The 23,077-nt window shown below is 59.7% G+C and carries 19 protein-coding genes and 1 tRNA gene; 8 read left to right on the top strand and 12 right to left on the bottom strand.

Annotation, left to right across the window (positions count from 1 at the left end; translation table 11 throughout):
- Positions 1-113 precede the first annotated feature (113 nt).
- The 5 genes from JOE34_RS17640 to JOE34_RS17620 form a co-directional block, all read right to left on the bottom strand.
- Positions 114-187: transfer RNA gene (locus tag JOE34_RS17640), tRNA-Cys, on the bottom strand.
- A 200-nt stretch (positions 188-387) separates the two neighbouring features.
- Positions 388-2,127, bottom strand: coding sequence for a tannase/feruloyl esterase family alpha/beta hydrolase (locus JOE34_RS17635; protein ID WP_057445358.1), 1,740 nt, complete (start codon positions 2,125-2,127; stop codon positions 388-390).
- Between the two features lie 438 nt (positions 2,128-2,565).
- A complete protein-coding gene (locus tag JOE34_RS17630; protein ID WP_003394036.1) occupies positions 2,566-3,966 on the bottom strand; it encodes an LLM class flavin-dependent oxidoreductase in 1,401 nt (466 codons plus the stop codon).
- Positions 3,967-3,970: 4 nt separating this feature from the next.
- Positions 3,971-4,411 carry a hypothetical protein gene (locus JOE34_RS17625; RefSeq protein WP_003394033.1) on the bottom strand — a complete coding sequence of 147 codons (441 nt, stop codon included), beginning with the start codon at positions 4,409-4,411 and terminating at the stop codon, positions 3,971-3,973.
- A 15-nt stretch (positions 4,412-4,426) separates the two neighbouring features.
- Positions 4,427-5,641, bottom strand: a complete 1,215-nt coding sequence (locus JOE34_RS17620) for an SfnB family sulfur acquisition oxidoreductase (RefSeq protein WP_003394031.1) — start codon at positions 5,639-5,641, stop codon at positions 4,427-4,429.
- On the opposite strand from JOE34_RS17620, the gene JOE34_RS25920 reads away from it, so the two are divergent.
- Together JOE34_RS25920 and JOE34_RS17610 are read left to right on the top strand one after the other, a co-directional pair.
- Positions 5,640-5,870, top strand: coding sequence for a hypothetical protein (locus JOE34_RS25920; RefSeq protein ID WP_003394030.1), 231 nt, complete (start codon positions 5,640-5,642; stop codon positions 5,868-5,870). The two genes, JOE34_RS17620 and JOE34_RS25920, sit on opposite strands and share 2 nt — an antisense overlap.
- A 197-nt stretch (positions 5,871-6,067) precedes the next feature.
- Positions 6,068-7,306, top strand: a complete 1,239-nt coding sequence (locus JOE34_RS17610; protein WP_057445357.1) for an acyl-CoA dehydrogenase family protein — start codon at positions 6,068-6,070, stop codon at positions 7,304-7,306.
- A gap of 7 nt (positions 7,307-7,313) precedes the next feature.
- Here JOE34_RS17610 and JOE34_RS17605 read toward each other — a convergent pair whose 3' ends face one another.
- The 5 genes from JOE34_RS17605 to JOE34_RS17585 all read right to left on the bottom strand — a co-directional run bounded on the left by JOE34_RS17605 (position 7,314) and on the right by JOE34_RS17585 (position 13,752).
- Positions 7,314-8,300 (bottom strand): ABC transporter permease, encoded by a 987-nt coding sequence (locus JOE34_RS17605; protein WP_004417563.1) that lies wholly within the window; start codon positions 8,298-8,300, stop codon positions 7,314-7,316.
- A complete protein-coding gene (locus tag JOE34_RS17600; RefSeq protein WP_024692374.1) occupies positions 8,297-9,301 on the bottom strand; it encodes an ABC transporter permease in 1,005 nt (334 codons plus the stop codon). Before JOE34_RS17600 ends, JOE34_RS17605 begins: the two co-directional genes overlap by 4 nt.
- On the bottom strand, positions 9,288-10,859 hold the full coding sequence (locus JOE34_RS17595; RefSeq protein WP_057445356.1) for a sugar ABC transporter ATP-binding protein: 1,572 nt from the start codon (positions 10,857-10,859) through the stop codon (positions 9,288-9,290). The genes JOE34_RS17600 and JOE34_RS17595 overlap by 14 nt, the downstream gene beginning before the upstream one ends.
- 15 nt (positions 10,860-10,874) lie before the next feature.
- Positions 10,875-11,879 carry a sugar ABC transporter substrate-binding protein gene (locus JOE34_RS17590; protein ID WP_003394013.1) on the bottom strand — a complete coding sequence of 335 codons (1,005 nt, stop codon included), beginning with the start codon at positions 11,877-11,879 and terminating at the stop codon, positions 10,875-10,877.
- A 244-nt stretch (positions 11,880-12,123) separates the two neighbouring features.
- On the bottom strand, positions 12,124-13,752 hold the full coding sequence (locus JOE34_RS17585) for a methyl-accepting chemotaxis protein (RefSeq protein WP_032662112.1): 1,629 nt from the start codon (positions 13,750-13,752) through the stop codon (positions 12,124-12,126).
- A gap of 209 nt (positions 13,753-13,961) precedes the next feature.
- On the opposite strand from JOE34_RS17585, the gene JOE34_RS17580 reads away from it, so the two are divergent.
- The gene (locus JOE34_RS17580; protein ID WP_003394006.1) at positions 13,962-14,393 is read left to right on the top strand and encodes a VirK family protein; all 432 of its coding nucleotides are present in this window, start codon (positions 13,962-13,964) and stop codon (positions 14,391-14,393) included.
- A gap of 434 nt (positions 14,394-14,827) precedes the next feature.
- Here JOE34_RS17580 and JOE34_RS17575 read toward each other — a convergent pair whose 3' ends face one another.
- The gene (locus JOE34_RS17575; RefSeq protein ID WP_003394002.1) at positions 14,828-15,280 is read right to left on the bottom strand and encodes a DUF3237 family protein; all 453 of its coding nucleotides are present in this window, start codon (positions 15,278-15,280) and stop codon (positions 14,828-14,830) included.
- A gap of 402 nt (positions 15,281-15,682) precedes the next feature.
- On the opposite strand from JOE34_RS17575, the gene JOE34_RS17570 reads away from it, so the two are divergent.
- Complete coding sequence (locus JOE34_RS17570) at positions 15,683-16,450, top strand: C1 family peptidase (protein ID WP_003393999.1); 768 nt, start codon at positions 15,683-15,685, stop codon at positions 16,448-16,450.
- A gap of 5 nt (positions 16,451-16,455) precedes the next feature.
- Here JOE34_RS17570 and JOE34_RS17565 read toward each other — a convergent pair whose 3' ends face one another.
- The gene (locus JOE34_RS17565) at positions 16,456-17,655 is read right to left on the bottom strand and encodes a XylR family transcriptional regulator (protein WP_032662114.1); all 1,200 of its coding nucleotides are present in this window, start codon (positions 17,653-17,655) and stop codon (positions 16,456-16,458) included.
- Between the two features lie 169 nt (positions 17,656-17,824).
- On the opposite strand from JOE34_RS17565, the gene xylA reads away from it, so the two are divergent.
- From xylA to JOE34_RS17545, 4 genes are all read left to right on the top strand, one after another.
- Positions 17,825-19,141 (top strand): xylose isomerase, encoded by a 1,317-nt coding sequence (gene xylA / locus JOE34_RS17560; protein ID WP_024663180.1) that lies wholly within the window; start codon positions 17,825-17,827, stop codon positions 19,139-19,141.
- A 131-nt stretch (positions 19,142-19,272) separates the two neighbouring features.
- A complete protein-coding gene (gene xylF, locus JOE34_RS17555) occupies positions 19,273-20,274 on the top strand; it encodes a D-xylose ABC transporter substrate-binding protein (RefSeq protein ID WP_010405191.1) in 1,002 nt (333 codons plus the stop codon).
- Between the two features lie 102 nt (positions 20,275-20,376).
- Positions 20,377-21,933: a D-xylose ABC transporter ATP-binding protein gene (xylG, locus tag JOE34_RS17550; RefSeq protein ID WP_046265944.1), complete on the top strand. Its 1,557-nt coding sequence runs from the start codon at positions 20,377-20,379 to the stop codon at positions 21,931-21,933.
- Positions 21,934-23,070 (top strand): sugar ABC transporter permease, encoded by a 1,137-nt coding sequence (locus tag JOE34_RS17545; protein ID WP_004417553.1) that lies wholly within the window; start codon positions 21,934-21,936, stop codon positions 23,068-23,070.
- Positions 23,071-23,077 lie beyond the last annotated feature (7 nt).

Below are 23,077 nucleotides of genomic sequence, written 5' to 3'. Positions count from 1 at the left end.
GGTACCTATGAATGATTTTTCAGTGTCCCGGAGTTGTCCTGATCAGATGGAAAAATACAAATCTGCGCCCAATAAAAAACCCCGCAGACGTTAATCTGCGGGGCTTTGAATAGTGGAGGCCGAGGTCGGAATCGAACCGGCGTAGGCGGATTTGCAATCCGCTGCATAACCATTTTGCTACTCGGCCTCAAACGAAAGATGCTTCACTTGAACATCAAACGTATTTTGATTTCGCGGGAAACCTGTATTTCTTTGGCTTCCAACCCATTGAATCTAAAGGGTTTTTTTCAATTCCTCGCTCAGGAATGGACGCAATTCTGTACTGGTTCGCATGCCATGTCAAGAACGAGGAGAAAATAATTCGCCGACGCTGCATCGCTGCAATCGCTACTGCGCCTGACGCTCCAGAGGCGTATAGGGTTTGAAGAACCCGCTGCCCATCCATTGCGGTGTTTTTTCCGTGGTCAACGGCTGGGCGCGCTGGTAGCTGTTTGCGTTTTTCGCGTAGCCCTTGTGGTCGTACTCGGCCATGAACGGGTACGGGAAGACCTTGCGAGTACGTCCGCGATTGCCCACGTTTTCCTTGACCATGGACGCCGGCAGCGACTGTGCCAGTGGTCTCTGCCTGTTGCCGGCCTTGTCGGGGCCTGCCTGTCGGACAACGATGGCATCCGGAGCGCGGCTTTTTTCGACCCAGGCCATGATCGGCGTCAGCAGATCGACCAGGCTTGGACCTTCCCCGCCGCCGCAATGATAAACGCCGGGTAGCATGTACAGCCTTGAGAAGGCCTCGGTGCGGGTTTTGCCCATCTCGGCTTCAAGCGCCTCGTGATACGCCAGGGTGTTGAGTGGTGAGACGTTCGGGTCAGCCCAGCCGTGCCAGAGGATCAGCTTGCCGCCGCGGCTGGCGAATGGCGAGAGATCAGGATTGGTAGCGTCGTACAGCGCATGCAGCGGGCGTAGCTGGTCAAAGGTTTTCTTGTCGAAGTCCAGCGCATTCAAATCGAAACTTGCTGGTGGGTTGTTCTCGAACACAACATTGCGAATGGCCTCCAGCGCGGCCTTTTCGCTGTACACAGTCTGATCGGCGCTGACAGGCACGAACACCCCAGCCCAGGCCAGCTCCGAACCCGGCTGCGGGCCACCCAGGGTCAGCCGCTCGCCACTGACAGCGTCCTTCGGGCCTTCGTAAAAGCGTCTGACCGTGGCCACCTCCTCTGCGCTCAGGCACGTGGCGGGGTCAGCAGATGCCTTGCATTGCAGCGCGGCAGGGTCGAAGTGACAGATACGCGGATCCGCTATAAGGCCATCGATCTGCCCGTCCAGCAGATCGCATTGCTCGAGTACTGCCTTGTGCAGCAACGGCAGTCGTGAAGCGAGAAGAATCGGCTTGCCGTCTGCGCCGCGGTTAGAGCGCGCCATCCAGCCGTGATACAGGGTTTTCTGCACTTGAAAGTTGAGCGCCGGGGCTCCGGCAATGATGCCGTCGAAATCGTCCGGGTAACGCTGTGCTTCGATCAACGCCTCGCGACCGCCGTCCGAGCAGCCACTGAAGTAGGCATATTGCGCTTTGCGTCCATAGAATGCGGCGATCAGTCTCTTCGAGGCCAGCGCAGTGAGGTGCACACCACGATGGGCGAAATCGGCGCGTTTTTGCGGGTCATCGCCAAAATGCTCGTCTGCCGCCTGATGCCCCATGTCGGTGGAGGCCACCGCGAATGCGCCAGCACTCAGGGATGTACAGCCATCAGCGGCGCGCACGGTCGAGTTGACGTTGCCACATAATCCGCCGCAGCCGACTTGCAGGTAACGCTGTTCCCAAGTACCGGTTGGCAGCTCGAGCCTGAAGTTGATCTGCGGAGCCAACCGGGCTTCCACAGTACACACCGCAACACCATCACGGGTCGATTCAGTGGCCGCCAGCACACGACTGCCCTGCCCGCCGATATCACTGAGATCCACGCTGCTCAGTGCAGCACAGCTGCTGACCGGTTTGACCACTGCAAGCCGAGCCACGTTGTCGGCGGTCGCCGAGGATGCCACACGGGCCATAGCCGGCGTCTGAATGCTGAGTGAAGTGACCAGCAACAACAAGGCGTGGGCGTACTTCGGCTGGGAGGGTTTCATGAGAACTCCTGTTCATGAAGGATCAAAACCACAGTGCGAACCTGCAAATGGCCGCACTGCGCGTAAGGGTAAAACGTTTAAGCCTAACGATTATTCAAAGGCTAGTAGAAAAAATCACCAAAGCCTCGTTGGACGGTGCCACGCTGGAAGAGCCCCGACAGCACTGCATCTGTTGGCAACCTGAGCCGCAAACAGGAACAGGCCTGCCCGGGTCAAGACCCTATCCAATCGCTGTATGGGGGTGGGCTATAAGCTGGAGTTGTGACCGTCACTGTGCTGAGCGCGCATCACGCATCCATACCGTTCCGAGCACTCAACATCGGACGCGGAGCGTCCAGAAAGGCATGCCCACGCGGAGTGGGCACAATAGTGATCTGGAGAATTCTCGTTTCCCACGCTCCAGTGGGAATGCCTGTCGTGACCCTATGTGTCACGCGTTCACGCAGTCTCTGTCTGCCGGTTGCGATGCAGCGCAGCCAGGTCGCGGAATCCGGCACCCGGATGACCTGCTTCCAGGCGCGAGCCATCGCCAAACAGCTTTTCGCGCAACGTGCCATTGGCGTATTCGGTCTTGTAGACGCCGCGTTTCTGAAGCTCCGGCACCAACAGTTCGACCGCGTCAATGAAAGTTTCGTGGGTCAGCGCGTACGCCAGGTTGAACCCGTCGACGTCTGTTTCTTCAACCCACTCCTGCAGCAGATCGGCCACGGTTTCCGGGCTGCCGACAAACAGCGGGCCGAAGCCACCGATGCCGACCCAATCGGCCAGAGCCTGCGGCGTCCATATCGTGTTCGGGTCTGCCGTGGAAAAGGTCTCGACGGCCGACTGAATGGCATTGGTGTGAACGTGGCGCAGGGGTTCGTCGGGCTTGAACTGGCTGAAGTCGATGCCGGTCCAGCCGGAAATCAAAGCCATCGCGCCCTCATAACTGACCCAGCTTTTGTATTCTTCGAATTTGGCCTTGGCCTTGGCATCCGTCTCGCCGAGGATCACCGTCTGCAAATTGAAAATCAGCACCTTGGACGGGTCGCGACCAGCCTCTGCAGTGCGCCGGCGGATATCGGCCACGGTCTTTTTCAGCAGGACTTTCGAGGGGGCTGCAACGAAAACGCATTCGGCGTGCTCGGCGGCGAACTGCTTGCCGCGGCTTGAAGCGCCAGCCTGATAGAGCACAGGCGTGCGTTGCGGCGACGGCTCGCACAAGTGGATGCCAGGCACCTGGAAGTGTTTGCCGACATGGCGGATCTCGTGGATTTTGGTGGGATCACTGAATACCCGGCGCTCCCGGTCACGCAGAATCGCGCCGTCTTCCCAGCTGCCTTCCCAGAGTTTGTAACACACCTCCAGATACTCCTCCGCGTAGTCGTAGCGCGCGTCGTGTTCGGTGAGGGTTTTCTGGCCCAGGTTCTTCGCGCCGCTTTCCAGATACGAGGTGACGATATTCCAGCCTGCGCGCCCCTTGGTCAGGTGATCCAGCGTCGACAGGCGACGGGCAAACGGATAGGGATGTTCGAACGACAGCGACGCGGTCAGGCCGAAGCCCAGGTGTTCAGTCACCAGCGCCATGGGCGGGATGAGCTGCAACGGGTCGTTGACCGGCACCTGAGTGGCCTGGCGAATCGCCGCCTCGCCGTTGCCGCGATAGACGTCGTAAATACCCAGCACATCGGCAATGAACAAACCATCGAACTTGCCGCGCTCGAGAACTTTCGCCAGATCGGTCCAGTATTCGAGGTCCTTGTACTGCCAGGAGCGATCACGCGGATGCGCCCAGAGGCCCGGCGATTGATGGCCGACGCAGTTCATGTCAAACGCGTTGAGGCGGATTTGGCGGGACATACACTTACTCCTGAAGCTGCGGCGGAACCACGCCATTGAGGCGTTGATTGCCGATAACCTGATAGTGCCAGCGCAGCGGTTCACGGCCGGTTGGGGCTGGCAGTGACGGGCGCTGCCCGGTCAATTCGTACTGAATATTGCCCACCGCCTGCAAAGCATCGGCGCTGGCAATGACCGCCTCGCTGCTGGCGATCAGGCGTTGTTCGGCAGAACCGTCCTGCCGCCGGGCGCGTTCCAGCAGCGCGGCGGCGACGTCCAGACGAATCTGCAGATCCCCGACCTTGCTGATCACATAGGGGTCATCGACGATGCGCTGCAGACCACTGAGCGACCACGGCCGACCGTGCTCACGCAGGTAGTCGAGTGTGTGTTGCAGGCCCTGGCGCGCCTGATCAAGGTCTTCGGTAGCAACCGCCAGTTGTGCGGTAACAGCGGGATGTGTCATGGGCGTACTCCTCGATCAGTTCCAGGCGTGACGTGGCGGCGCGATACCGTTGAGCACCTGATTGCCGATCAGGTGGTATTTCCAGCGCGCCGGGTCATGCAGCGTGTGGGTCCGCGCGTTGCGCCAGTAACGATCCAGATTGAGTTTGCCGAGCACCGAGCGGGTGCCGGCCAGTTCGAACAGCTGGGTGCTGGCGAGCAAGGCAATCTGCGCCGACAGCACCTTGGCCTGGGCGACGATTACCGAGGCCTGTGCGACGCTGGCTTCGCTGGGTTCGGCCAGGGCATGGTCGATGGCCTGCCCGGCCTTGGCGAGGATCGCGTCGGTGCCGTGCAGCCGCCACTGCAAGTCGCCGATGGCAGCAATGCTGAACGGGTCCTGCCAACCGAAATCCTGCTTGCTGTCGATCCATGGCCGGGCCAACCGGGCGTGCTTCAGGGTTTCCTCGAACGCGCCGTGAGCAATGCCGGTATCCACCGCCGCCTGAATGATCTGCGAAATCGGTCCATGGGCAGTCGGTTCGTCGAAAGCGCGATGCGCCGGGATCACCGCACTCGAGGGTACGCGAACGGCCTTCAACACCGCCCCGCCGCTGGCCGTGGTGCGCTGACCGAAACCGTCCCAGTTATCGATGATGGTCAGCCCCGGATTGTCACGCTCGACGAAAGCGATGAACGCTTGATTCTGCTCGTTGACGCCTGAAACCGGCACGATGTGCGCGAACAGTGCGCCGGTGCAGTAGAACTTTTCGCCGTCCAGCACTGCGTGCTCGCCATCGAATCGAATCCGGGTCTGGAAGGCGCCGGCGTTCTTGCTTTTCGACTCCGAGAACGCATTGCCAAATCGGTAGCCGGCCAGCGCCTTGCCGAAGTAGTGGCGCTTCTGCTCCTCGGTGCCGGTCTGCAAGAGAATATCGAGCACGCCCAGATGGTTCTGCGGGATTTGCCCGAGTGAAGGGTCAGCGGCAGAAACAAGCTTGATCACTTCCGCGACGGTGACGTAGGAAACGCCCGCACCGCCATAGGCCTTGGGTACGGTAATGGCCCAAAGGCCGCTGGCGGAGAACTCATCCAGCTCGGCGACTGGCAGACGCCGTTCGCGATCACGCACTGAAGCTTCTTCAGCGAAGCGACCGGCCAATGCTCTGGCCACTTCAAGGGCTTCGGCGTCCGAGCCAATGATATGCGCTGCGGGAGGTGCGGCAGTTGAAAGGGAGGAAGGAAAACTCATGGACAGGCTCCTGCTCGTTGGCGACAGGTTGAAAACACTCAACACGCTTGACCCTGAACATTGCACAGCCCGTGCCGAAAACTATTTCCCTTTAAAAGCAGTAAGTTGCGAAGCAACGCTCATGAATGGCCGCACCCTGCAGCGCAAAATGTTCGAACGCTGTTGCTGGCCGAACAGCGGCGCACTCGCAGCGCATCCAGCGCAGACACAGGTATTTCAGGGCTCATGAGCTGCCGACGTGGCCGACGACGCGATGGGATTTGCCAGCCAGCGCTCATGCCACTGTTGGCTGACCAACAAGAAAAACATCTCACCAAAAATAAGCTATTAAAATCAATTAGTTATATTCAGGCATAAAGCATGCAGAGAGTCCTGCGAACCTTCCACCGGCCCGTGTGCCGATCTCTTCGCGCTCAGGAGTACTGCATGACTCAAACAACCGGCTCAAACCCGCTCTCGCTGGGGACCGATTACGAAACCCTGGCCAACCGATTTCGCCCGATCTTCCGTGAGATCGGCGCTGGCAGCGTCGAACGCGAACAAGCACGCGCCCTGCCCCATGAAGCGATTGCCTGGCTGCAGAAAGCCGGGTTCGGCGCTGTACGTGTACCCACCGAATATGGCGGTGCGGGTGCATCGATCAGCCAGCTGTTTCAACTGCTGATCGAGCTGGCCGAAGCCGACTCGAACATTCCGCAAGCCCTGCGCGCGCATTTCGCCTTCGTTGAAGACCGCCTGAATGCACCACCCGGCGCGGACCGTGACCAGTGGTTTGCGCGCTTTGTCGCCGGGGATCTGGTGGGTAACGGCTGGACCGAAGTCGGCGCGGTGAAAATCGGCGACGTGATTACCAAGGTCAGCCCGCAAGGCGATGGTTTCGTGCTCAACGGCACCAAGTTCTACAGCACCGGCAGCATCTTTGCCGACTGGATCGACGTCTACGCCCAGCGCTCCGATACCGGCGCCGACGTGATCGCGGTCGTCGACGCCAGGCATGCCGGTGTGCGCCACAGTGACGACTGGGACGGGTTCGGCCAGCGCACCACCGGCAGCGGCACCTCGGTCTACGACAATGTACCGCTGCCGGCCACACACGTCATACCGTTCGAGCAACGCTTCAAATACCAGACGGCGTTTTATCAATTGGTGCTGCTGGCGGTGCTGGCCGGTATTGGTCGAGCTGTCGAACGCGACATCGCTCAGGAAGTGCGCGATCGCAAACGCGTCTTCAGCCATGGCAACGCCGGGAGCGTCAGCCAGGACTCACAAGTGCAGCAAGTGGTCGGTCAGATCGCCGCTCAGGTCTACGCCGCAGAGGCCGCAACGTTGCGCTCCGCCGAGCCATTGCAGCGTGCGTACGTGGCACGTTTTGGCAATGACCCACAGCGGGAAAAAGACGCCAATATCGCCGCCGAAATCGAGACCGCCAAGGCCCAGGTGATCGTCTCGGAACTGGTGTTGCGCGCTGCAACTGAGCTGTTCAACGCACTGGGCGCTTCAGGTGTCAGCGTCAACAAGGCCCTGGATCGCCACTGGCGTAATGCGCGCACAGCGGCATCGCACAATCCGCTGATCTACAAGGCGCGCATTGTCGGTGACTGGCGCATCAACGGCACCGAGCCGCCGTTTGTCTGGCAGATCGGCAGCGGTAAAGGCAACGCGTAAAGAGCACTCACACCGCGTTACGCAGCAGGTGGCGACTGGTAAAACTGAACGCCAGCACCAGAAAGATCAGCGCCCCGGTCGCAACCTGCTGCCAATAGAAGTTCCAGCCGATCAGCAACAGGCCGTTGGCGATCACGTTGATGAAGAGCACACCCAAAAGTGTGCCCGGAATATTCGGACGCCCTTGACGACTGAGCGTCGTACCGATGAACACCGCGCCGATGGCATTGATCAGGTAAGCGTTGCCTGACATCGGCACGTAGGCGTTGACCGTCGAGCTGAGCAGGATACCCGCCACCGCACAGGCCAGCGCGCTGGCGAAAAACACCTGCACGGCAATGCGCCGCGTGGGCAGGCCCGAGTAATACGCCAGCTGCGGCTGCGTGCCCAGCGCAAGGATTTCCCGTCCCAGACGGCCACGCGCCAGAATCAGCCCGTAAAGCCCTGCCAGCAACCCTACCACCAACAGCGGCAACGGCACGCCGAGGATCAACACAGCGCTGATGCCCGGTAACGCGCCCTGAGCGATATAGATCGGCTGGCCACCGTCGGACAACAACTGTTGCACGCTGGTGCCGATAAACAGCGTACCCAGCGTCGCCAGGAACGGCGAAATGCGCAGCCCGGCGATCAGCATCGCGTTGAACGCCCCCGCAATGCCACCTGCCAGCAGGGCCACCGCAATGGCCGCGCCCAGACCATGACCGCCATTCAGGGTGACGACGAAACCGAGGCCGGCAAAGTCCAGCGCCGTTCCCACCGACAGATCAATGCCGCCAGCCGCAACGGCCAAGGTCATGCCGATTGCGACGATGGCCAGCAACACGAAGTTGTTCAGCACCAGGCTCGACAGGTTGCCCCAACTCAGAAAGCCCGGCGCATTGATCGCGAAAAACAGCAGGATGACCGACACCAACAGCGGCAGGACCGCTGGCAAAAGGCGCGGCAGCACCTTGACGAGCGTCGAGGAGGTACTCAGGGTCAGCGTACTCATTGTTCACCCTCCCGGCGGCCGAATGCCCCGGAAAATGCCACCACCAACAGAATCAACACGCCTTGCACGCCGTTGACCCAGAAGCTGGAAATGTTCAGCAATTGAAAGCCGTTGATCAGAAAGCCCAGCAGCAGCGTCGCCAACAGGGTGCCGGGAATATTGGCAACCAGACGCCGCGAGAACACCACACCGAGAAAGGCGATGGCCACCACTGACAGCAGCATGTCCCCGGAACCGGTCGTGCTGCCGCTGAAAAACGCTGCGGAGCAGAATGCAGCCAGCGCAGCGCAGCCACCGGCAATCAGGTAACTGGCAAACACATAGCGCCGCAGATTCAACCCGGCAGCCTCGGCGGCTTGCGGGTACTCGCCAATGGCGTACAGACGCAGACCAAACGCGCTGTGCTGAATCACCAGCCACAACACCGCAGCGACACCCAGCAGTACCCAGGCCAGCGCGGGAATGCCCAGCCAGACGCCGGACGCCAGGCTGTCGAGCAATGCCGAGTCGGTCGCCAGCACAGTGTTCTGGGTCAGCACCAGCTCTAGGCCGGCAATCAGGTTCATGCTCGCCAGGGTCGCCAGTAGCGGCGGCAAGCGTAGAAACACCACCGCCAGGCCGTTGAACGCACCGACCAGCAGGCCGCAGCCGAGCGTCAGGCCAATCGCTTGCCAAGCATCGAACCCGGCATTGTTCAGGCTGCTGTAGACGGCCGCACACAGACCGAGATTGGCCGCCAGCGACAGGTCCAGGCCGCCGCTGACCACATTGGAACCACCACCTATAACCACGCAGGTCAGCCCCAGTGCGAGTATGCCGAGGGTTGCTGACTGGGCGAACACATTGCTGATGTTGCCGAGGCTGATAAAGTTCGGCGCACTGACGGCAAAGCCGAGCAAAATCGCCAGAAACACCAGCAACGAACCGCGCTGCGCCAGCTGCACGAGCCAGCGCTGCGCTGGATCGCCAGCCTGCGCAACGGATAGATCAAGCGCGGACATAATGGGCCTCCGCAGGGAGTGATTGGCTGTCATGGTCGCTTTCACTGGCGCCCGTGGCGCAGGCCAGCAGTTGGTCGCTGTCGGTGCTCAATGAATCGAATTCGCCTGCAATGCGTCCTCTGTGCAGGACCACAATGCGCTGAGTGATGCCGATCAGCTCCGGCAAGTCCGACGACAGCACCAGCACCGCCGCGCCGTCCTCGGCAAGCCGGGCAATCAATCGGTAGATCTCCACCTTGGCGCCGATGTCGACGCCAACGCTGGGCTCGTCCAGCAGGTATAACGTCGAATGGCGGCTCAGCCACTTGCCCAGCGCAACCTTCTGCTGGTTGCCACCGCTGAGCGCGTGCACTGGCGCATCATGGCCTGAGGTCTTGATTGCCAGTTCGTCGATCAGGTGTTGGCTTTCCCCGGCTTGCGCCGCAGCGTCGAGCAATCCCCAGCGGCTGAAGCGTCCCAGGCTGGCCAGCGTGATGTTCTCCAGCACCGAAAGCGCCGGTGCCACGCCATGCGTGCGGCGCTCCTCGGGGACCAGTGCGATGCCATGGCGTACCGCGTCACGCGGTGATTTCAACTGCAAAGGCTGACCGTTCAAGAGCAATTCGCCGCGATCCGGCTTGAGCAGCCCGAACAGGCTCTTGAGCAGCTCCTTGGCACCCGAGCCGACCAGACCGGTCAGGCCCAGCACTTCGCCACGCCGCACGCTCAGGTCAACGCCGTCGTAGAAGCGCCCTGCCCCCAGCCCACGCAGTTGAAGCACGGGCGTGCCGGGTGATGTGCGGGCACGAAAATATTGCTCGCCGACCTCCCGATTGACCATCAGCCGGGCGATCTGCGCAGTACTGGTAAGTGCCGGATCGACCACCGCCACATCGCGGCCGTTACGCAGCACGGTGACCTGATCGCACAGCGATTCGATCTCCTGCAAATAGTGGGAAATGTAGACAATGGTCAGCCCTTCATCGCGCAGGCGGCGAACGATGTCCAGCAAGCGGTCCACCTCCTGCTTGACCAGTGACACACTCGGCTCGTCGAACACCAGCACCTTCGGCCTGGCCAGCAACGCGCGAGTGATCTGCAGTATCTGTCGCTGGGCGCTGTCCAGATCGCGTACCAGCGCCCCGGCGGGCAGGCGCATGGCAAAGTAATCGTCCAGAAGTCTTGCCGCTTCACGCTCTTGGGCGCGGCGATCGACGAAGGGCCCACGCTTGATTTCCTGCCCGAAAAACAGTGCCTCGCCGACGCTGAAGCTGCCCGGCAGCAATCTTTCCTGATGAATGAAATGCACGCCTGCGGCTTCGACCTGACGCGGCGTGAAACTCTCGAACGGCTGGCCGTGAATACTCAAACGGCCGGCATCGGCACGATGAATACCGGCGAGAACCTTGATCAGGGTCGACTTGCCCGCCCCGTTTTCACCCACCAGCCCGTGAATCGTTCCGGCCTCGACTCGCAGGTTGACGCCGTCCAGCGCCTGGGTGGCGCCAAAGCGCTTGTTGATACCCTTCAAGTGCAAGGCTGGTGGCAACGCCGCAACGTCTGTAATCGCTGATCCCATGATCGATCTCCCGCGTCAGTTGTCGCCTCTGAGCTTTTGCACGTCCGGCAGATTGGCGGCCGTGGTCAGCAAGGTGGGCACCTGGGTCTCCTTTGGCAGATCGTGCTGTCCGGCCAGGTAACGGGCGACGTTCTGCACCGCGGTTTTGCCGATCAATGCAGGCTGCTGGGCAACCACAGCACCCACCGGCGAATCTTCGCGGCGCATCAGCTCGAGCACTTCCGGCGTGCCGTCGACGCCGTAGGTCTTGATTTCGGTTCTGCCGGCGTCGATCAGCGCCTTGCTGGCGCCCAGTTGCGGGATGTCCCAGGCGGCCCAGATCGCCGAAACACTGCCTTTGGGGTACTTGTTGAGCAGCGCCGAAACTTGCGAGTAAGCGTCCTGGACCGTGTTGGGAATGACATCGCGCAACTCCGGCTCGATAATTTTCAGCTCGGGATGATCCTTGAGCGCCAACTTGAGCTGGTCATAACGAATGGCGCAGACCGGCACGCCATAAAAGCCATTGAACACCAGCACATTACCCTGGCCACCTGCGTCCTTGATCAGTTGCCCGGCCAATGCCTTGCCAGTGGCCACGTTGTCGGACGTGGTGTTGTTGAGGCTGTATTGCGACGGCGCGTCGATGGTGAACAGCGGAATCCCCGCCTTGCTGATGCGCTTGAGCCACGGGTCGATAACGCTGAGGGTGCCGAGGGTCTGGATCACTGCATCGGGCTTTTGCGTGACCACGGTCTGCAATTGATTGACCAGGTTCTTGTCGTTGCGACCGGCATCGAGCGTGATGGGCGTGCCGCCTAGGCGCTTGACCTCATCCACCTGCGCCTGGAAGGCCTTGATATCGAAGTAGTGACTGGTGCCGGTCATGCTGATCGCAATGCGTTTACCGGCCAGCGAAGGCACGTCGCTGTCCTCGGCATACGCAGTTGCGACGAGGCTGGTGGCCAGCAGGGTCAGCACCAGAGTGCGCCCTATTGCATGCAGGCGGTTGGTCTTTGGGGTCGGGACGGCATCAGGCATTCGGGTGGCTCCGCTGGCTCAGGAAAACAATCCTGATCAGCAGTGCACAGGTCATGCCCAAAACCGTGCGCTGCGCCTGGCTATGGCGCGAGGCCCGGCAGCAGGCGATTTCACGCCGTTGCGCTGGATGGTGTGGGTGCGCAGTAGCCAGGTTTTACCGGCGCAAACGCCGGACACTTTGTCGATTCGCTGTTGCACGGACAACAACGAATCGATGCGGTAACGGGCCTGCTATCGGCCCGTCTTATCTGAGCTTGAACTGCCCCAGGGTGGTCGTCAGGTCACTCGCCAGCTCGGCCAGTGACTGGCTGGCACTGCCGGTCTGGCTGGTGCGCACCGCCGATTGTGCCGACAAATCACGGATGCGCACCAGGTTGCGGTCCACTTCCCGCGCGACCAGTGCCTGCTCCTCGGAGGCGCTGGCGATCACCGTGTTGCGCTCATCGATGACCATGACCGAACTGGCGATGCTGGCCAGCACAGCGTTGGCTGACTCGGCCTGTTGTTTGGTGCGTTGCGCCTGTTCGGTACTGACTTCAAGCGCGACCAGAGTACTTTTGGTGCCCTGCTGGATGTGCCCGATCATGGTTTCGATCTCGCGAGTCGATTCGCTGGTACGGTGGGCCAGCGCGCGTACCTCGTCGGCGACCACGGCAAAACCCCGTCCGGCATCGCCCGCGCGTGCCGCTTCGATGGCCGCGTTGAGCGCCAGCAGGTTGGTTTGCTCAGACACTGCGCGGATAACATCCAGAACCTTGGTGATATCCAGCGTGCGGGTTGCCAGCGCCTGCGCCTCGGTCGAGGCCGTGCCAACATTTCGGGTCAGTTCAAGGATCGACTGGACGGTTTGATTGAGCTCTTCCTGACCTTCGCGGGCCGACACCGAAGAAGCTTTGGATTCCACCGAAGTGGTCACCGCATTACGCGCCACTTCATCGACCGCCTGACTCATCTCGGTGACGGCGGTGGCGGCCATTTCGATTTCGCTGTTCTGCACCACCAGATCGGCGTTGCTGTTAACCATCAGGGCGCTCATTTCTTCCGTGGCCGACGCCAACTGGTGAGCGGCATCGCCCACCTGGGTCAGGGTCTGGTTCAAATTGCCGCGCATGCGCTCCATCGATTGCAGCAACAGGGCCGCCTCATCAGTGCCCTCACGGTTGATTGCGCTGGGACGCAGGTCGCCCGCGGCAATGGTTTCCGAGCTGTGCAGCGCCTGACTGATCGGCACTGCCAGACTTTTGGTCAGACGCCAGGCAAGCAATACGGTCAGCAACACCGTCAGAAACATGACCGCCTGAGTAACGGCCACGGCGTTTTCATACACCGAGGTAGCTGCAGCGCTGGATTCGGCTTCGGAGTCATCATTGATCTTTTCAAGCTTGCCAAGGGCTGCTTCGATACGTTCCGCCATGCCCTTCATCTCGCCCCAGACTAGCGCCCTTCCGGCATCCGCCTGGTTCTCGTTGATCAGCGTATAGACCTTTTCGGCACGGTCGATGTAGCCCTGATAAGTGCTCTTCAGCCCCTCGACGAGCGCGCGCTCGTCATCCTCGGTGATGAGCGGGTCGTAGGCCTCTACGGCCTTTTGGAACCCGGCCTTCTTTTCAAGGAGCTCGGTGTGAGCCAGAGTCACCTGTGCAGGGTCATGCGAGGCAAGCATTTTAGCCACGGTAGTGCGGGTTTTCTCGACCGCCAGGGCAATATCGTCACCCAGCGCAATCCCTGGAAGCGCGTCGTTTTCGATTTCAAGCGATTGCTCACGAATACCGTGCAATTGCTGAATGCTGAAAATACCAAGCCCGAACACCAGCACCACCATCAACGCAAAGCAGGCGGAGGTCCGCGCGGCTATTTTCAGCTGTCTCAGCATCTTCAATCCCCTTCCCGTGACCGGTGAATAAATTAACTCCGTCATGTCTATCGGCAGAACAGGAAAAAGGATGAAGATGCTCTGAACAGAGAGGTGCCACTGCTATCGTGGGCCCATCTGGATCGAAGCTTATGGTAGGTTTCGCGACGCTCGATAATTGCGAGATGGACGGGTCTTTTCGCCCTTCAGACTGACTTCCTGGAGCTGCCATGAAACATTCCTACGCCGCTGCACTGTTTGCTCTTTCACTGCCAGGCCTCGCTCACGCAGGCGACGCACTACCCACCTACTCCGCCATTACCCAGGCGTTGAACACTGGAGAGTCGGTCGCCGTGGTGATCGACCTGGGACAATGCAAATCCTCGATCGCCGGTGCCGAGCCGTCCAAAACCAAAGGCGGCAAACGCATCGATGCCTACCGCATTACCCCCGACGGCACCCTGGCGTTTTCGGACACTCACTTCAGCCTCGATCGCAATAACAAGCCCATCGAGCAATTCATTCGCTATCAGATACGCTCGAACGGCACCGCCACATTCAGCATGACCACGCTGAATGTTCCTGGTTATCAACAGGTGGGCAGTCCAGTGAGTTATGAGTGTGGGGTCGGCAAGGGCTTGAGCTTTTTTGTCAGCCAGTAAGGTTCACGCCTTAACCGAATAAACCAGATAGATATTCGGCGTGAGCGACAGACCCTCCTCACGCCTTTGACAGTAACGCTCGAGCTGCTTGTCGGGAGACAACATTTCGAGCAGTTCAAACCCCTGTGAACTGGCGACTTCGACAAAATGATCGGGATGCAATGAACATGCTTCAACGGCCCCGGATGAAGCCTTTTCACGATGCTTTGCTTGTGCTGCCGAGTACCCGGAGCATCCAGCTCCCACACGCTCAGGCCTGACAAGGCACCCCCTCTTCCGGGTGCAAACGAATCAAGCCCTGCTTCTATACATCAATAGAAAAAATAGTTTAAATTTCTTTGCGCCGGGCCCGACAGGTGTCGACGACAAGGGTTGCGCCTCAATAGACAAAGCCAACACTCGCTTTCACATCTGCCTGCTTCTGTGAAGGCTCTTTATATCTCGTTAACCTGAAAAATACTGACACGCATGCGGTCATCCCCGGCGTGTAAATTTACTCTGCCGACGTACAGGTTTCTCTGCAGGTCATCATGCGCACCGGAAGCAACGCTGAACTGCTTGCTGCACGTGAACCGACAGCGCGATTCGTCCAATGGTGCGCGGTCCGCTTCATCGAAGGCCACGAGCCCCTCTCCAACGACATCTATCTTTATTCCATCGTCAGTCAGCAAGGTGTAGTACAGGCTGAATCGTGCAAGGCTGTCATCCTGGGGCACGAGAAAAAGGCTGCCTCCCGGAAGAACCTGCCCCTGCAATCCATCGCCGTTAAACTCTCCTCCCAGTATCTCACCGCTGCTGCGCTGCCCCCGCTGCGGGTTGCAAAGCGCTTGCGGCTTATCGATACGCAGGCGAGCAGTCAGTACTTCATGCAGTTTCATCGTCTCCATCCCCCTACCCCCTCATCTTGCATGCGGCGATTGACGCTTCGCCCATAACTGTACCAAGGAGTATTTTTTAGCCCGTGCACCGCACGCTGTCAATTTAAATGTACCAATTGGTACGCTTATCAGGGTGCAGGACAGGTTCCGCCCAAGCGGTATCGTTTCGCCACTTCCGATAAAACCCCTGGTCCGTGCCATGCGCAAAAAGAGGTGTAAGCCCATTGCATAAGGCCATGTAATGAACTGATTAAAATGGTTTTTACTCAACTAACACCCTTGGCCAACCAAGCCTGCCCGGCCAACTCATAGCACACTATGTACTAAATGAATTTTAATCCACGCCTATCGAAAACCTGCTTACATGAGCGATATCAATTTTCCTGACCGTGCCTTACAAGGGGATACGAAATGACCTATACCGTCAAACAGTATGGATGGATTCGCGATCTGCCTGATCATCGCGATCATCTGTATGCCGCCCCGCCCACCGCACTGGCGGCGCTTCCACACAGGGTTGACCTGCGCCCCCATTGCCCGCCTGTATACGATCAGGGCCAACTGGGCAGTTGCACCGCAAACGGCATTGCCGGAGCGATTCAGTTTGATCGCATGAAGCAAAAGCTGACGCCGGCATTCGAACCCTCGCGGTTGTTTATCTATTACAACGAACGGGTTATTGAACATACCGTCGATTCGGACAGCGGCGCGATGATCCGGCACGGCATTAAAAGTGTAGTGAAGCAAGGTGATTGTCCCGAGAAAGAGTGGCCTTATGATATTGAGAAGTTTGCTGTCAAACCTCCGGCAGCCTGCTACAAGGATGCAAGAAAGTACAAGGCGGTGTCTTATCAGAAAGTTGCGCAAAACCTCAATCAGATGAAAGGCTGCCTGGCGGCAGGTTATCCGTTTGTCATTGGTTTTTCCGTCTACGAGAGCTTTGAAAGCAAGAAAGTTGCCAAGACCGGGCATGCCCCAATGCCGGGTCCTCACGAAAAAATGCTGGGAGGGCACTGCGTATTGGCAGTGGGCTACAACGATGCCCATCAGCATTTCATCTTGCGCAACTCATGGGGCGCTGGCTGGGGCATGGAAGGCTACTTCACCCTGCCCTACAGTTATCTGCTGGATGAAAATCTGTCCTCCGACTTCTGGACGATCAGGGTCGTGGCTGCCTGACCTTGTCAGGTACTTGAGCATTGCACGGCCGCATTGGCACCCTGCTGGTACTCTCGCGGCGTGCAGCCGAACTCGCGACGAAACACGGTGTGCAGGTATTGCGCAGACCGGAAACCACAATCACGGGCGATCTCGGCAATAGCCAGCCCGGTGTTTTCCAGTCCGTTTGCAGCGGCGGCCAGTTTGAAACGCAGGATCTCGTCGTGCACGCTGCAGCCCCTTACCCGACGAAAGTGCGACTCCAGTGACGAGCGCGAGACGCCCACATAGGCGGCTACCTGTGCAGTTTTGATGCCCTGGCACGCGTACTGCCGGATAAACAGCAGCGCCTGCATCACATAGGGGTCACCCAAGGGCTGATGCAGACTCGAAGCCTGCACGTTGACAGTGTCAGGCGGTATCAGAATGTGTGTACCCGAGGACGGCATGCCGTGCAGCATCTGGTGCAGCAGACGTGCAGCGGTGCGACCCATCGTATCGGTTCCTTGAACGACCGAACTCAGTGGCACGCGAGTGAGGGTCCGGGTCAACGGATCATTGTCGATGCCGATCAGTGCCACCTGTTCGGGGACAGCAATTCCGGCGGTCAGGCAGGCCTGCAATAGCTGACGGGCGCGGGCGTCGGTCACGGCGATGATGCCGATCGGCTTGGGCAGGCTTTGCAGCCAGGCGATCTGCTGCTCTACGGCGCTGTCCCAGAGCGGCGCGCTGGTGCCTAGGCCACGATAGACCTCGGCGTGCAGGCCGTCGCGTTGCAGCAAGCGGCGAAAGGCCTGCTCTCGCTCCTGCGCCCAACGATTGGCTTGCGCTTCAGGCAGGCTGAAGCAGGCAAAGCGCGTCAACCCGGCCTCGATCAGGTGCTCGTAGGCTGCCTTGATCAAGGCGTGATTGTCAGTCGCCACATATGGAATGCCCTTCGGGTAGGCGCGTTCGTCCTGATAGGACCCGCCCACCGCTACCACCGGCAATTTGATCCCGGCCAGTGCCTCGCCGATCAGCGGGTCATCGAAATCGGCAATGATCCCGTCGCCCTGCCAGCGCTCGATGCCTTTCAGGCGACAGAGGAAGTCCTCCTCGAGGAACAAGTCCCAAGACACCCGGGTGCTGCTGAGGTAGTTGCCGATGCCACTGATGATGCCGCGGTCATAAATCTTGCTGCCGTTGAACAACAGCGCGATGCGGTGAACGGGAGGTACGGTTTTCATTGTTTTTATGCCGATTCGATAAGCACGACGCCGTGGGCCACAGACTAGGCCGCTGACCGACGAATCTCAACACTCAAAATCGCACTGTACGTTGACGATTTTCATAATCAGCGCATGCAGGGCCGTTGCTAGTATCCAGACACCGCCAAGAACAATAAGGAAAACGCTCATGCCGTACTTCCCCGACGTCGACAGGGTTCGCTACGAAGGCCCTGACAGCGACTCGCCCCTCGCCTTTCGCCACTATGACGCCGACAGGCTGGTCCTCGGCAAACCCATGCGCGAACACTTGCGCATGGCGGCCTGCTACTGGCACACCTTCGTATGGCCGGGCGCCGACATGTTCGGTGTCGGCACCTTCAAGCGCCCATGGCAAGGTTCCGGTGACCCTATGGAACTGGCCATCGGCAAGGCCGAAGCGGCGTTCGAGTTCTTCTCCAAGCTCGGCATCGACTACTACAGCTTCCACGACACCGATGTGGCACCGGAAGGCGCCTCACTCAAGGAGTATCGCCACAACTTCGCGCACATGGTCGATCATCTTGAGCGCCATCAGCAACAGAGCGGCATAAAACTGCTGTGGGGCACGGCCAACTGCTTCAGCAACCCACGCTTCGCCGCAGGCGCTGCGAGCAACCCGGACCCGGAAGTGTTCGCCTACGCCGCGACCCAGGTGTTCAGCGCAATGAATGCCACCCAGCGTCTCAAAGGGTCCAACTACGTATTGTGGGGCGGTCGCGAAGGCTACGAAACCCTGCTCAATACGGACCTCAAGCGTGAACGCGAACAACTCGGTCGCTTCATGCGCATGGTCGTTGAACACAAGCACAAGATAGGTTTCAAGGGTGATTTGCTGATCGAGCCCAAGCCACAGGAGCCGACCAAGCATCAGTACGATTACGACAGCGCCACGGTGTTCGGTTTTCTGCAGCAGTACGGCCTGGAAAACGAGATCAAGGTCAATATCGAGGCCAACCACGCCACGCTGGCCGGGCACAGCTTCCACCACGAAATCGCCACAGCGGTCTCGCTGGGGATCTTCGGCAGCATCGACGCCAACCGTGGCGACCCACAGAACGGCTGGGACACGGACCAGTTCCCCAACAGCGTCGAAGAGATGACCCTCGCCACCTACGAAATCCTCAAGGCTGGCGGCTTCACCAACGGCGGTTTCAATTTCGACTCCAAGGTGCGTCGCCAGAGCCTCGACGATATCGACCTGTTTCACGGCCACGTCGCCGCGATGGATGTCCTCGCCCTGGCGCTGGAGCGTGCCGCGGCCATGGTGCAGAACGATAAACTCCAGCACTTCAAGGACCAGCGCTACGCAGGCTGGCAGCAGCCATTTGGCCAATCGGTACTGGCGGGCGAATTCAGCCTTGCGTCGCTCGCCGAACACGCCTTCGCCAACGAGCTGAACCCGCAGGCCGTCAGTGGCCGTCAGGAACTGCTTGAAGGTGTGGTCAATCGCTTTATCTACGCCTGACAGGCTTAGCTGGACGTCGCCGTGACATTCAGGCGACAAATCTTCATACGCGACGTCCGGCAACGCTCTACAGTTCTATCGTTATCGCCCAGTCAAGAAGTGTCTCAAACAACAATAAAAGGACGCACCCTATGAACACCCTGAAACGTACGCTGCTCGCCAGCGCGCTGGCCTTGCTGTCCCTGCCGGTGATGGCTGACTCTGCGCACCCGAAAATAGGTTTTTCCATTGATGACCTGCGTCTGGAACGCTGGTCACGCGACCGTGATTACTTCGTTGCGGCGGCGGAAAAGCTCGACGCCAAGGTCTTCGTGCAATCGGCGGATGCCAATGAGCAGAAACAGATCTCGCAGATAGAAAACCTTATCGCGCGCGGCGTCGATGTGATCGTCATCGTGCCGTTCAACGCCACCGTGCTGACCAATGCCGTTGCGGAAGCCAAGAAGGCCGGGATTAAGGTGGTGTCGTATGACCGGCTGATCCTCAATGCCGATATCGATGCGTACATTTCCTTCGATAACGAAAAAGTCGGCGAGATGCAGGCCAACGGCGTGCTGAAAGCAGCGCCCAAGGGCAATTACTTCCTGCTGGGCGGCGCGCCCACCGACAACAACGCCAAGATTCTGCGCGAAGGCCAGATGAAAGCGCTGCAACCGGCTATCGACAGAGGTGATATCAAGCTCGTCGGCCAGCAGTGGGTAAAGGAGTGGAGCCCTACCGAAGCCCTGAGCATTGTCGAAAACGCCCTGACCCGCAATAACAACAAGATTGATGGCATCGTCGCCTCCAACGACGCCACTGCCGGGGGCGCTATTCAGGCCCTCGCGGCACAGAAACTGGCCGGCACAGTCCCTATCTCGGGTCAGGACGCAGACCTCGCGGCGGTCAAGCGGGTCATTAATGGCACTCAGACCATGACGGTCTACAAGCCGCTGAAACTGATTGCCAGCGAAGCCGCCAAGCTTTCAGTTCAACTGGCACGCAACCAGAAACCCGATTTCAGCTCGCAATACGACAACGGCAGCAAGAAAGTCGACACCATCTTGCTGACGCCTACAGCATTGACCAAGGACAACATCGACCTGCTGGAAAAAGACGGGTTCTACACCAAGGCGCAGATTGACGGGCAATGAGCCTCGATCGTTGATACGTCGCTAAAAGCCAGAGCACGGCCCTGTGGTTAGGCAGGGTCGTCGCTCAGGCCAAGCCATCACCCCTTCGTAGAGCCCTGCGCCATGTCTGACCACCTGCTGCAAATGAACGGCATCGTCAAATCCTTTGGTGGTGTGAAAGCGCTCAACGGCATCGATATTACAGTGAAGCCCGGCGAATGCGTCGGCCTGTGCGGCGAGAACGGCGCGGGCAAGTCGACGTTGATGAAAGTCCTTTCGGCGGTCTATCCCTACGGCACCTGGGAGGGCGAGATCCTGTGGGACGGCCAACCGCTCAAGGCACAATCGATCAGCGAAACGGAAGCGGCAGGGATCGTCATCATCCATCAGGAGCTGACGCTGGTCCCGGACCTGTCGGTGGCCGAAAACATCTTCATGGGTCACGAGTTGACGCTCCCCGGCGGACGCATGAATTATCCGGCCATGATCCATCGCGCCGAGTCGCTGATGCGTGAACTCAAAGTGCCTGACATGAACGTGGCACTGCCGGTTTCCCAATATGGCGGCGGCTACCAGCAACTGGTGGAAATCGCCAAGGCACTGAACAAGAAGGCGCGCCTGTTGATTCTCGATGAGCCCTCCTCGGCCCTGACCCGTTCCGAAATCGAGGTGCTGCTGAACATCATTCGCGACCTGAAGGCTAAAGGGGTCGCGTGCGTGTACATCTCGCACAAGCTCGATGAAGTGGCCGCCGTGTGCGACACCATCTCAGTCATCCGCGACGGCAAACATATTGCAACCACCGCAATGGCGGACATGGACATTGCGAAGATCATCACCCAGATGGTCGGACGCGAAATGAGCAACCTCTATCCCCCCGAGCCGCATGATGTCGGCGAGGTGATCTTCGAAGCGCGGCATATCACCTGCTATGACGTCGATAATCCCGGGCGCAAGCGGGTCGACGACGTATCGTTCGTCCTCAGGCGCGGGGAAATCCTCGGCATCGCCGGGCTGGTGGGCGCGGGCCGTACCGAACTGGTGTCAGCCCTGTTCGGCGCCTATCCCGGTCGGTACACCGGTGAAGTGTGGCTGGATGGCCAGGCTATCGACACGCGCACGCCGCTCAAATCGATACGCGCCGGTCTGTGCATGGTCCCCGAAGACCGCAAGCGCCAGGGCATCATTCCGGACCTGGGCGTCGGCCAGAACATCACCCTCGCGGTCCTCGACAGTTACTCGAACATGACCCGTATCGACGCCGAGGCAGAGCTGGGCAGTATCGACCGGGAAATCTCGCGCATGCACCTCAAGACGGCCAGCCCGTTTTTGCCGATTACCAGCCTGTCCGGTGGCAATCAGCAGAAAGCCGTGCTGGCGAAGATGCTGCTCACCCGCCCGCGCGTCCTGATTCTCGACGAGCCCACCCGCGGCGTCGATGTCGGTGCCAAGTATGAGATCTACAAGCTGATGGGCGCGCTGGCAGCCGAGGGCGTGTCGATCATCATGGTGTCTTCGGAGCTGGCTGAAGTGCTGGGCGTGTCCGACCGCGTGCTGGTGATTGGCGACGGTCAGTTGCGCGGCGACTTCATCAATCATGAACTGACTCAGGAGCAGGTGCTCGCCGCTGCACTCAGCCACTCCGATGCCCCTCACAATAATGCCCGGAAGACCGCGTAGATGAACCAGGTCAAACAGTTCTTTACCCGCTACAAAATGCTCGCGCTGGTGATTGCCATCGCCGTTATCTGGCTGTTCTTCAGCTGGCAGACCGAGGGCGGCTTCCTGACGCCGCGCAACTTGTCCAACCTGCTGCGACAGATGTCCATTACCGGGATTCTGGCCTGCGGCATGGTGCTGGTGATCATCAGCGGCGAGATTGACCTGTCGGTGGGCTCATTGCTTGGCCTGCTCGGTGGCCTGGCTGCGATTCTGGATGTGGTTTACCACGTGCCGCTGCTGGCAAACCTGAGCGTGGTCGCCTTGTGCGGCCTGCTGATCGGCCTGGCCAACGGCTACATGACCGCCTACCTGCGGATCCCCTCGTTCATCGTCGGGCTGGGTGGCATGCTGGCGTTTCGCGGCGTTCTGCTGGGGATCACCGGCGGCACGACCATCGCTCCGGTGTCGCCGTCGCTGGTCTATATCGGCCAGGGTTATCTGCCGCATGCGGTGGGCACCGGGCTCGGTATTCTGCTGCTGGCGCTGACGCTGTTGCTGACCTGGAAACAACGGCGCAACAGAGCGCTGCACGGGCTGGCGGCACATTCGCTGATTCGTGATGTGTTGCGTGTGGTGTTGATCGGCGCGGTGCTGGGCAGCTTTGTCTATGTGCTCAACAGCTACGACGGAATCCCCGTTCCGGTGTTGCTGTTGCTGGTCCTGCTCGGCGTGTTCAGTTATGTCACCACCCAGACGGTGTTCGGGCGCCGTGTCTACGCCGTCGGCAGCAACATGGAAGCCACGCGCCTGTCCGGCATCAACGTACAGGCCGTGAAGCTGTGGATTTTCGGCATCATGGGCGTGATGTGTGCGTTCGCCGGGCTGGTCAACACCGCACGCCTGGCCGCCGGCTCACCCTCGGCCGGCAACATGGGCGAACTCGACGCCATCGCCGCATGCTTCATCGGCGGTACGTCCATGCGTGGCGGTTCAGGCACTGTCTACGGTGCCCTGCTCGGCGCACTGGTCATCACCAGTCTCGACAACGGCATGTCGATGCTCGATGTCGACAGCTACTGGCAGATGATCGTCAAGGGCGGGATCCTGGTGCTGGCAGTGTGGGTGGACGTGAGTACCCGCGCCGGGCGGCGCTGATCGCTGC

Source organism: Pseudomonas sp. PvP028 (assembly GCF_017832255.1).
In the GTDB taxonomy this organism is placed as follows: domain Bacteria; phylum Pseudomonadota; class Gammaproteobacteria; order Pseudomonadales; family Pseudomonadaceae; genus Aquipseudomonas; species Aquipseudomonas syringae.
The sequence above is the reverse complement of the archived record's forward strand: the minus strand, read 5'-3'. Positions and strand labels throughout refer to the sequence as shown.

Excerpts from the sequence above, each read along its gene's own strand:
- JOE34_RS17635 (WP_057445358.1), bottom strand. The coding sequence starts at position 2,127 with ATGAAACCCTCCCAGCCGAAGTACGCCCACGCCTTGTTGTTGCTGGTC.
- JOE34_RS17545 (WP_004417553.1), top strand. The coding sequence starts at position 21,934 with ATGAACCAGGTCAAACAGTTCTTTACCCGCTACAAAATGCTCGCGCTG.
- xylA (WP_024663180.1), top strand. The coding sequence starts at position 17,825 with ATGCCGTACTTCCCCGACGTCGACAGGGTTCGCTACGAAGGCCCTGAC.
- JOE34_RS17630 (WP_003394036.1), bottom strand. The coding sequence starts at position 3,966 with ATGTCCCGCCAAATCCGCCTCAACGCGTTTGACATGAACTGCGTCGGC.
- JOE34_RS17605 (WP_004417563.1), bottom strand. The coding sequence starts at position 8,300 with ATGAGTACGCTGACCCTGAGTACCTCCTCGACGCTCGTCAAGGTGCTG.
- JOE34_RS17600 (WP_024692374.1), bottom strand. The coding sequence starts at position 9,301 with ATGTCCGCGCTTGATCTATCCGTTGCGCAGGCTGGCGATCCAGCGCAG.
- JOE34_RS17590 (WP_003394013.1), bottom strand. The coding sequence starts at position 11,879 with ATGCCTGATGCCGTCCCGACCCCAAAGACCAACCGCCTGCATGCAATA.
- JOE34_RS17585 (WP_032662112.1), bottom strand. The coding sequence starts at position 13,752 with ATGCTGAGACAGCTGAAAATAGCCGCGCGGACCTCCGCCTGCTTTGCG.
- JOE34_RS17570 (WP_003393999.1), top strand. The coding sequence starts at position 15,683 with ATGACCTATACCGTCAAACAGTATGGATGGATTCGCGATCTGCCTGAT.
- JOE34_RS17565 (WP_032662114.1), bottom strand. The coding sequence starts at position 17,655 with ATGAAAACCGTACCTCCCGTTCACCGCATCGCGCTGTTGTTCAACGGC.
- JOE34_RS17575 (WP_003394002.1), bottom strand. The coding sequence starts at position 15,280 with ATGGAGACGATGAAACTGCATGAAGTACTGACTGCTCGCCTGCGTATC.
- JOE34_RS17595 (WP_057445356.1), bottom strand. The coding sequence starts at position 10,859 with ATGGGATCAGCGATTACAGACGTTGCGGCGTTGCCACCAGCCTTGCAC.
- JOE34_RS17620 (WP_003394031.1), bottom strand. The coding sequence starts at position 5,641 with ATGAGTTTTCCTTCCTCCCTTTCAACTGCCGCACCTCCCGCAGCGCAT.
- xylF (WP_010405191.1), top strand. The coding sequence starts at position 19,273 with ATGAACACCCTGAAACGTACGCTGCTCGCCAGCGCGCTGGCCTTGCTG.
- xylG (WP_046265944.1), top strand. The coding sequence starts at position 20,377 with ATGTCTGACCACCTGCTGCAAATGAACGGCATCGTCAAATCCTTTGGT.
- JOE34_RS25920 (WP_003394030.1), top strand. The coding sequence starts at position 5,640 with ATGGACAGGCTCCTGCTCGTTGGCGACAGGTTGAAAACACTCAACACG.
- JOE34_RS17625 (WP_003394033.1), bottom strand. The coding sequence starts at position 4,411 with ATGACACATCCCGCTGTTACCGCACAACTGGCGGTTGCTACCGAAGAC.
- JOE34_RS17580 (WP_003394006.1), top strand. The coding sequence starts at position 13,962 with ATGAAACATTCCTACGCCGCTGCACTGTTTGCTCTTTCACTGCCAGGC.
- JOE34_RS17610 (WP_057445357.1), top strand. The coding sequence starts at position 6,068 with ATGACTCAAACAACCGGCTCAAACCCGCTCTCGCTGGGGACCGATTAC.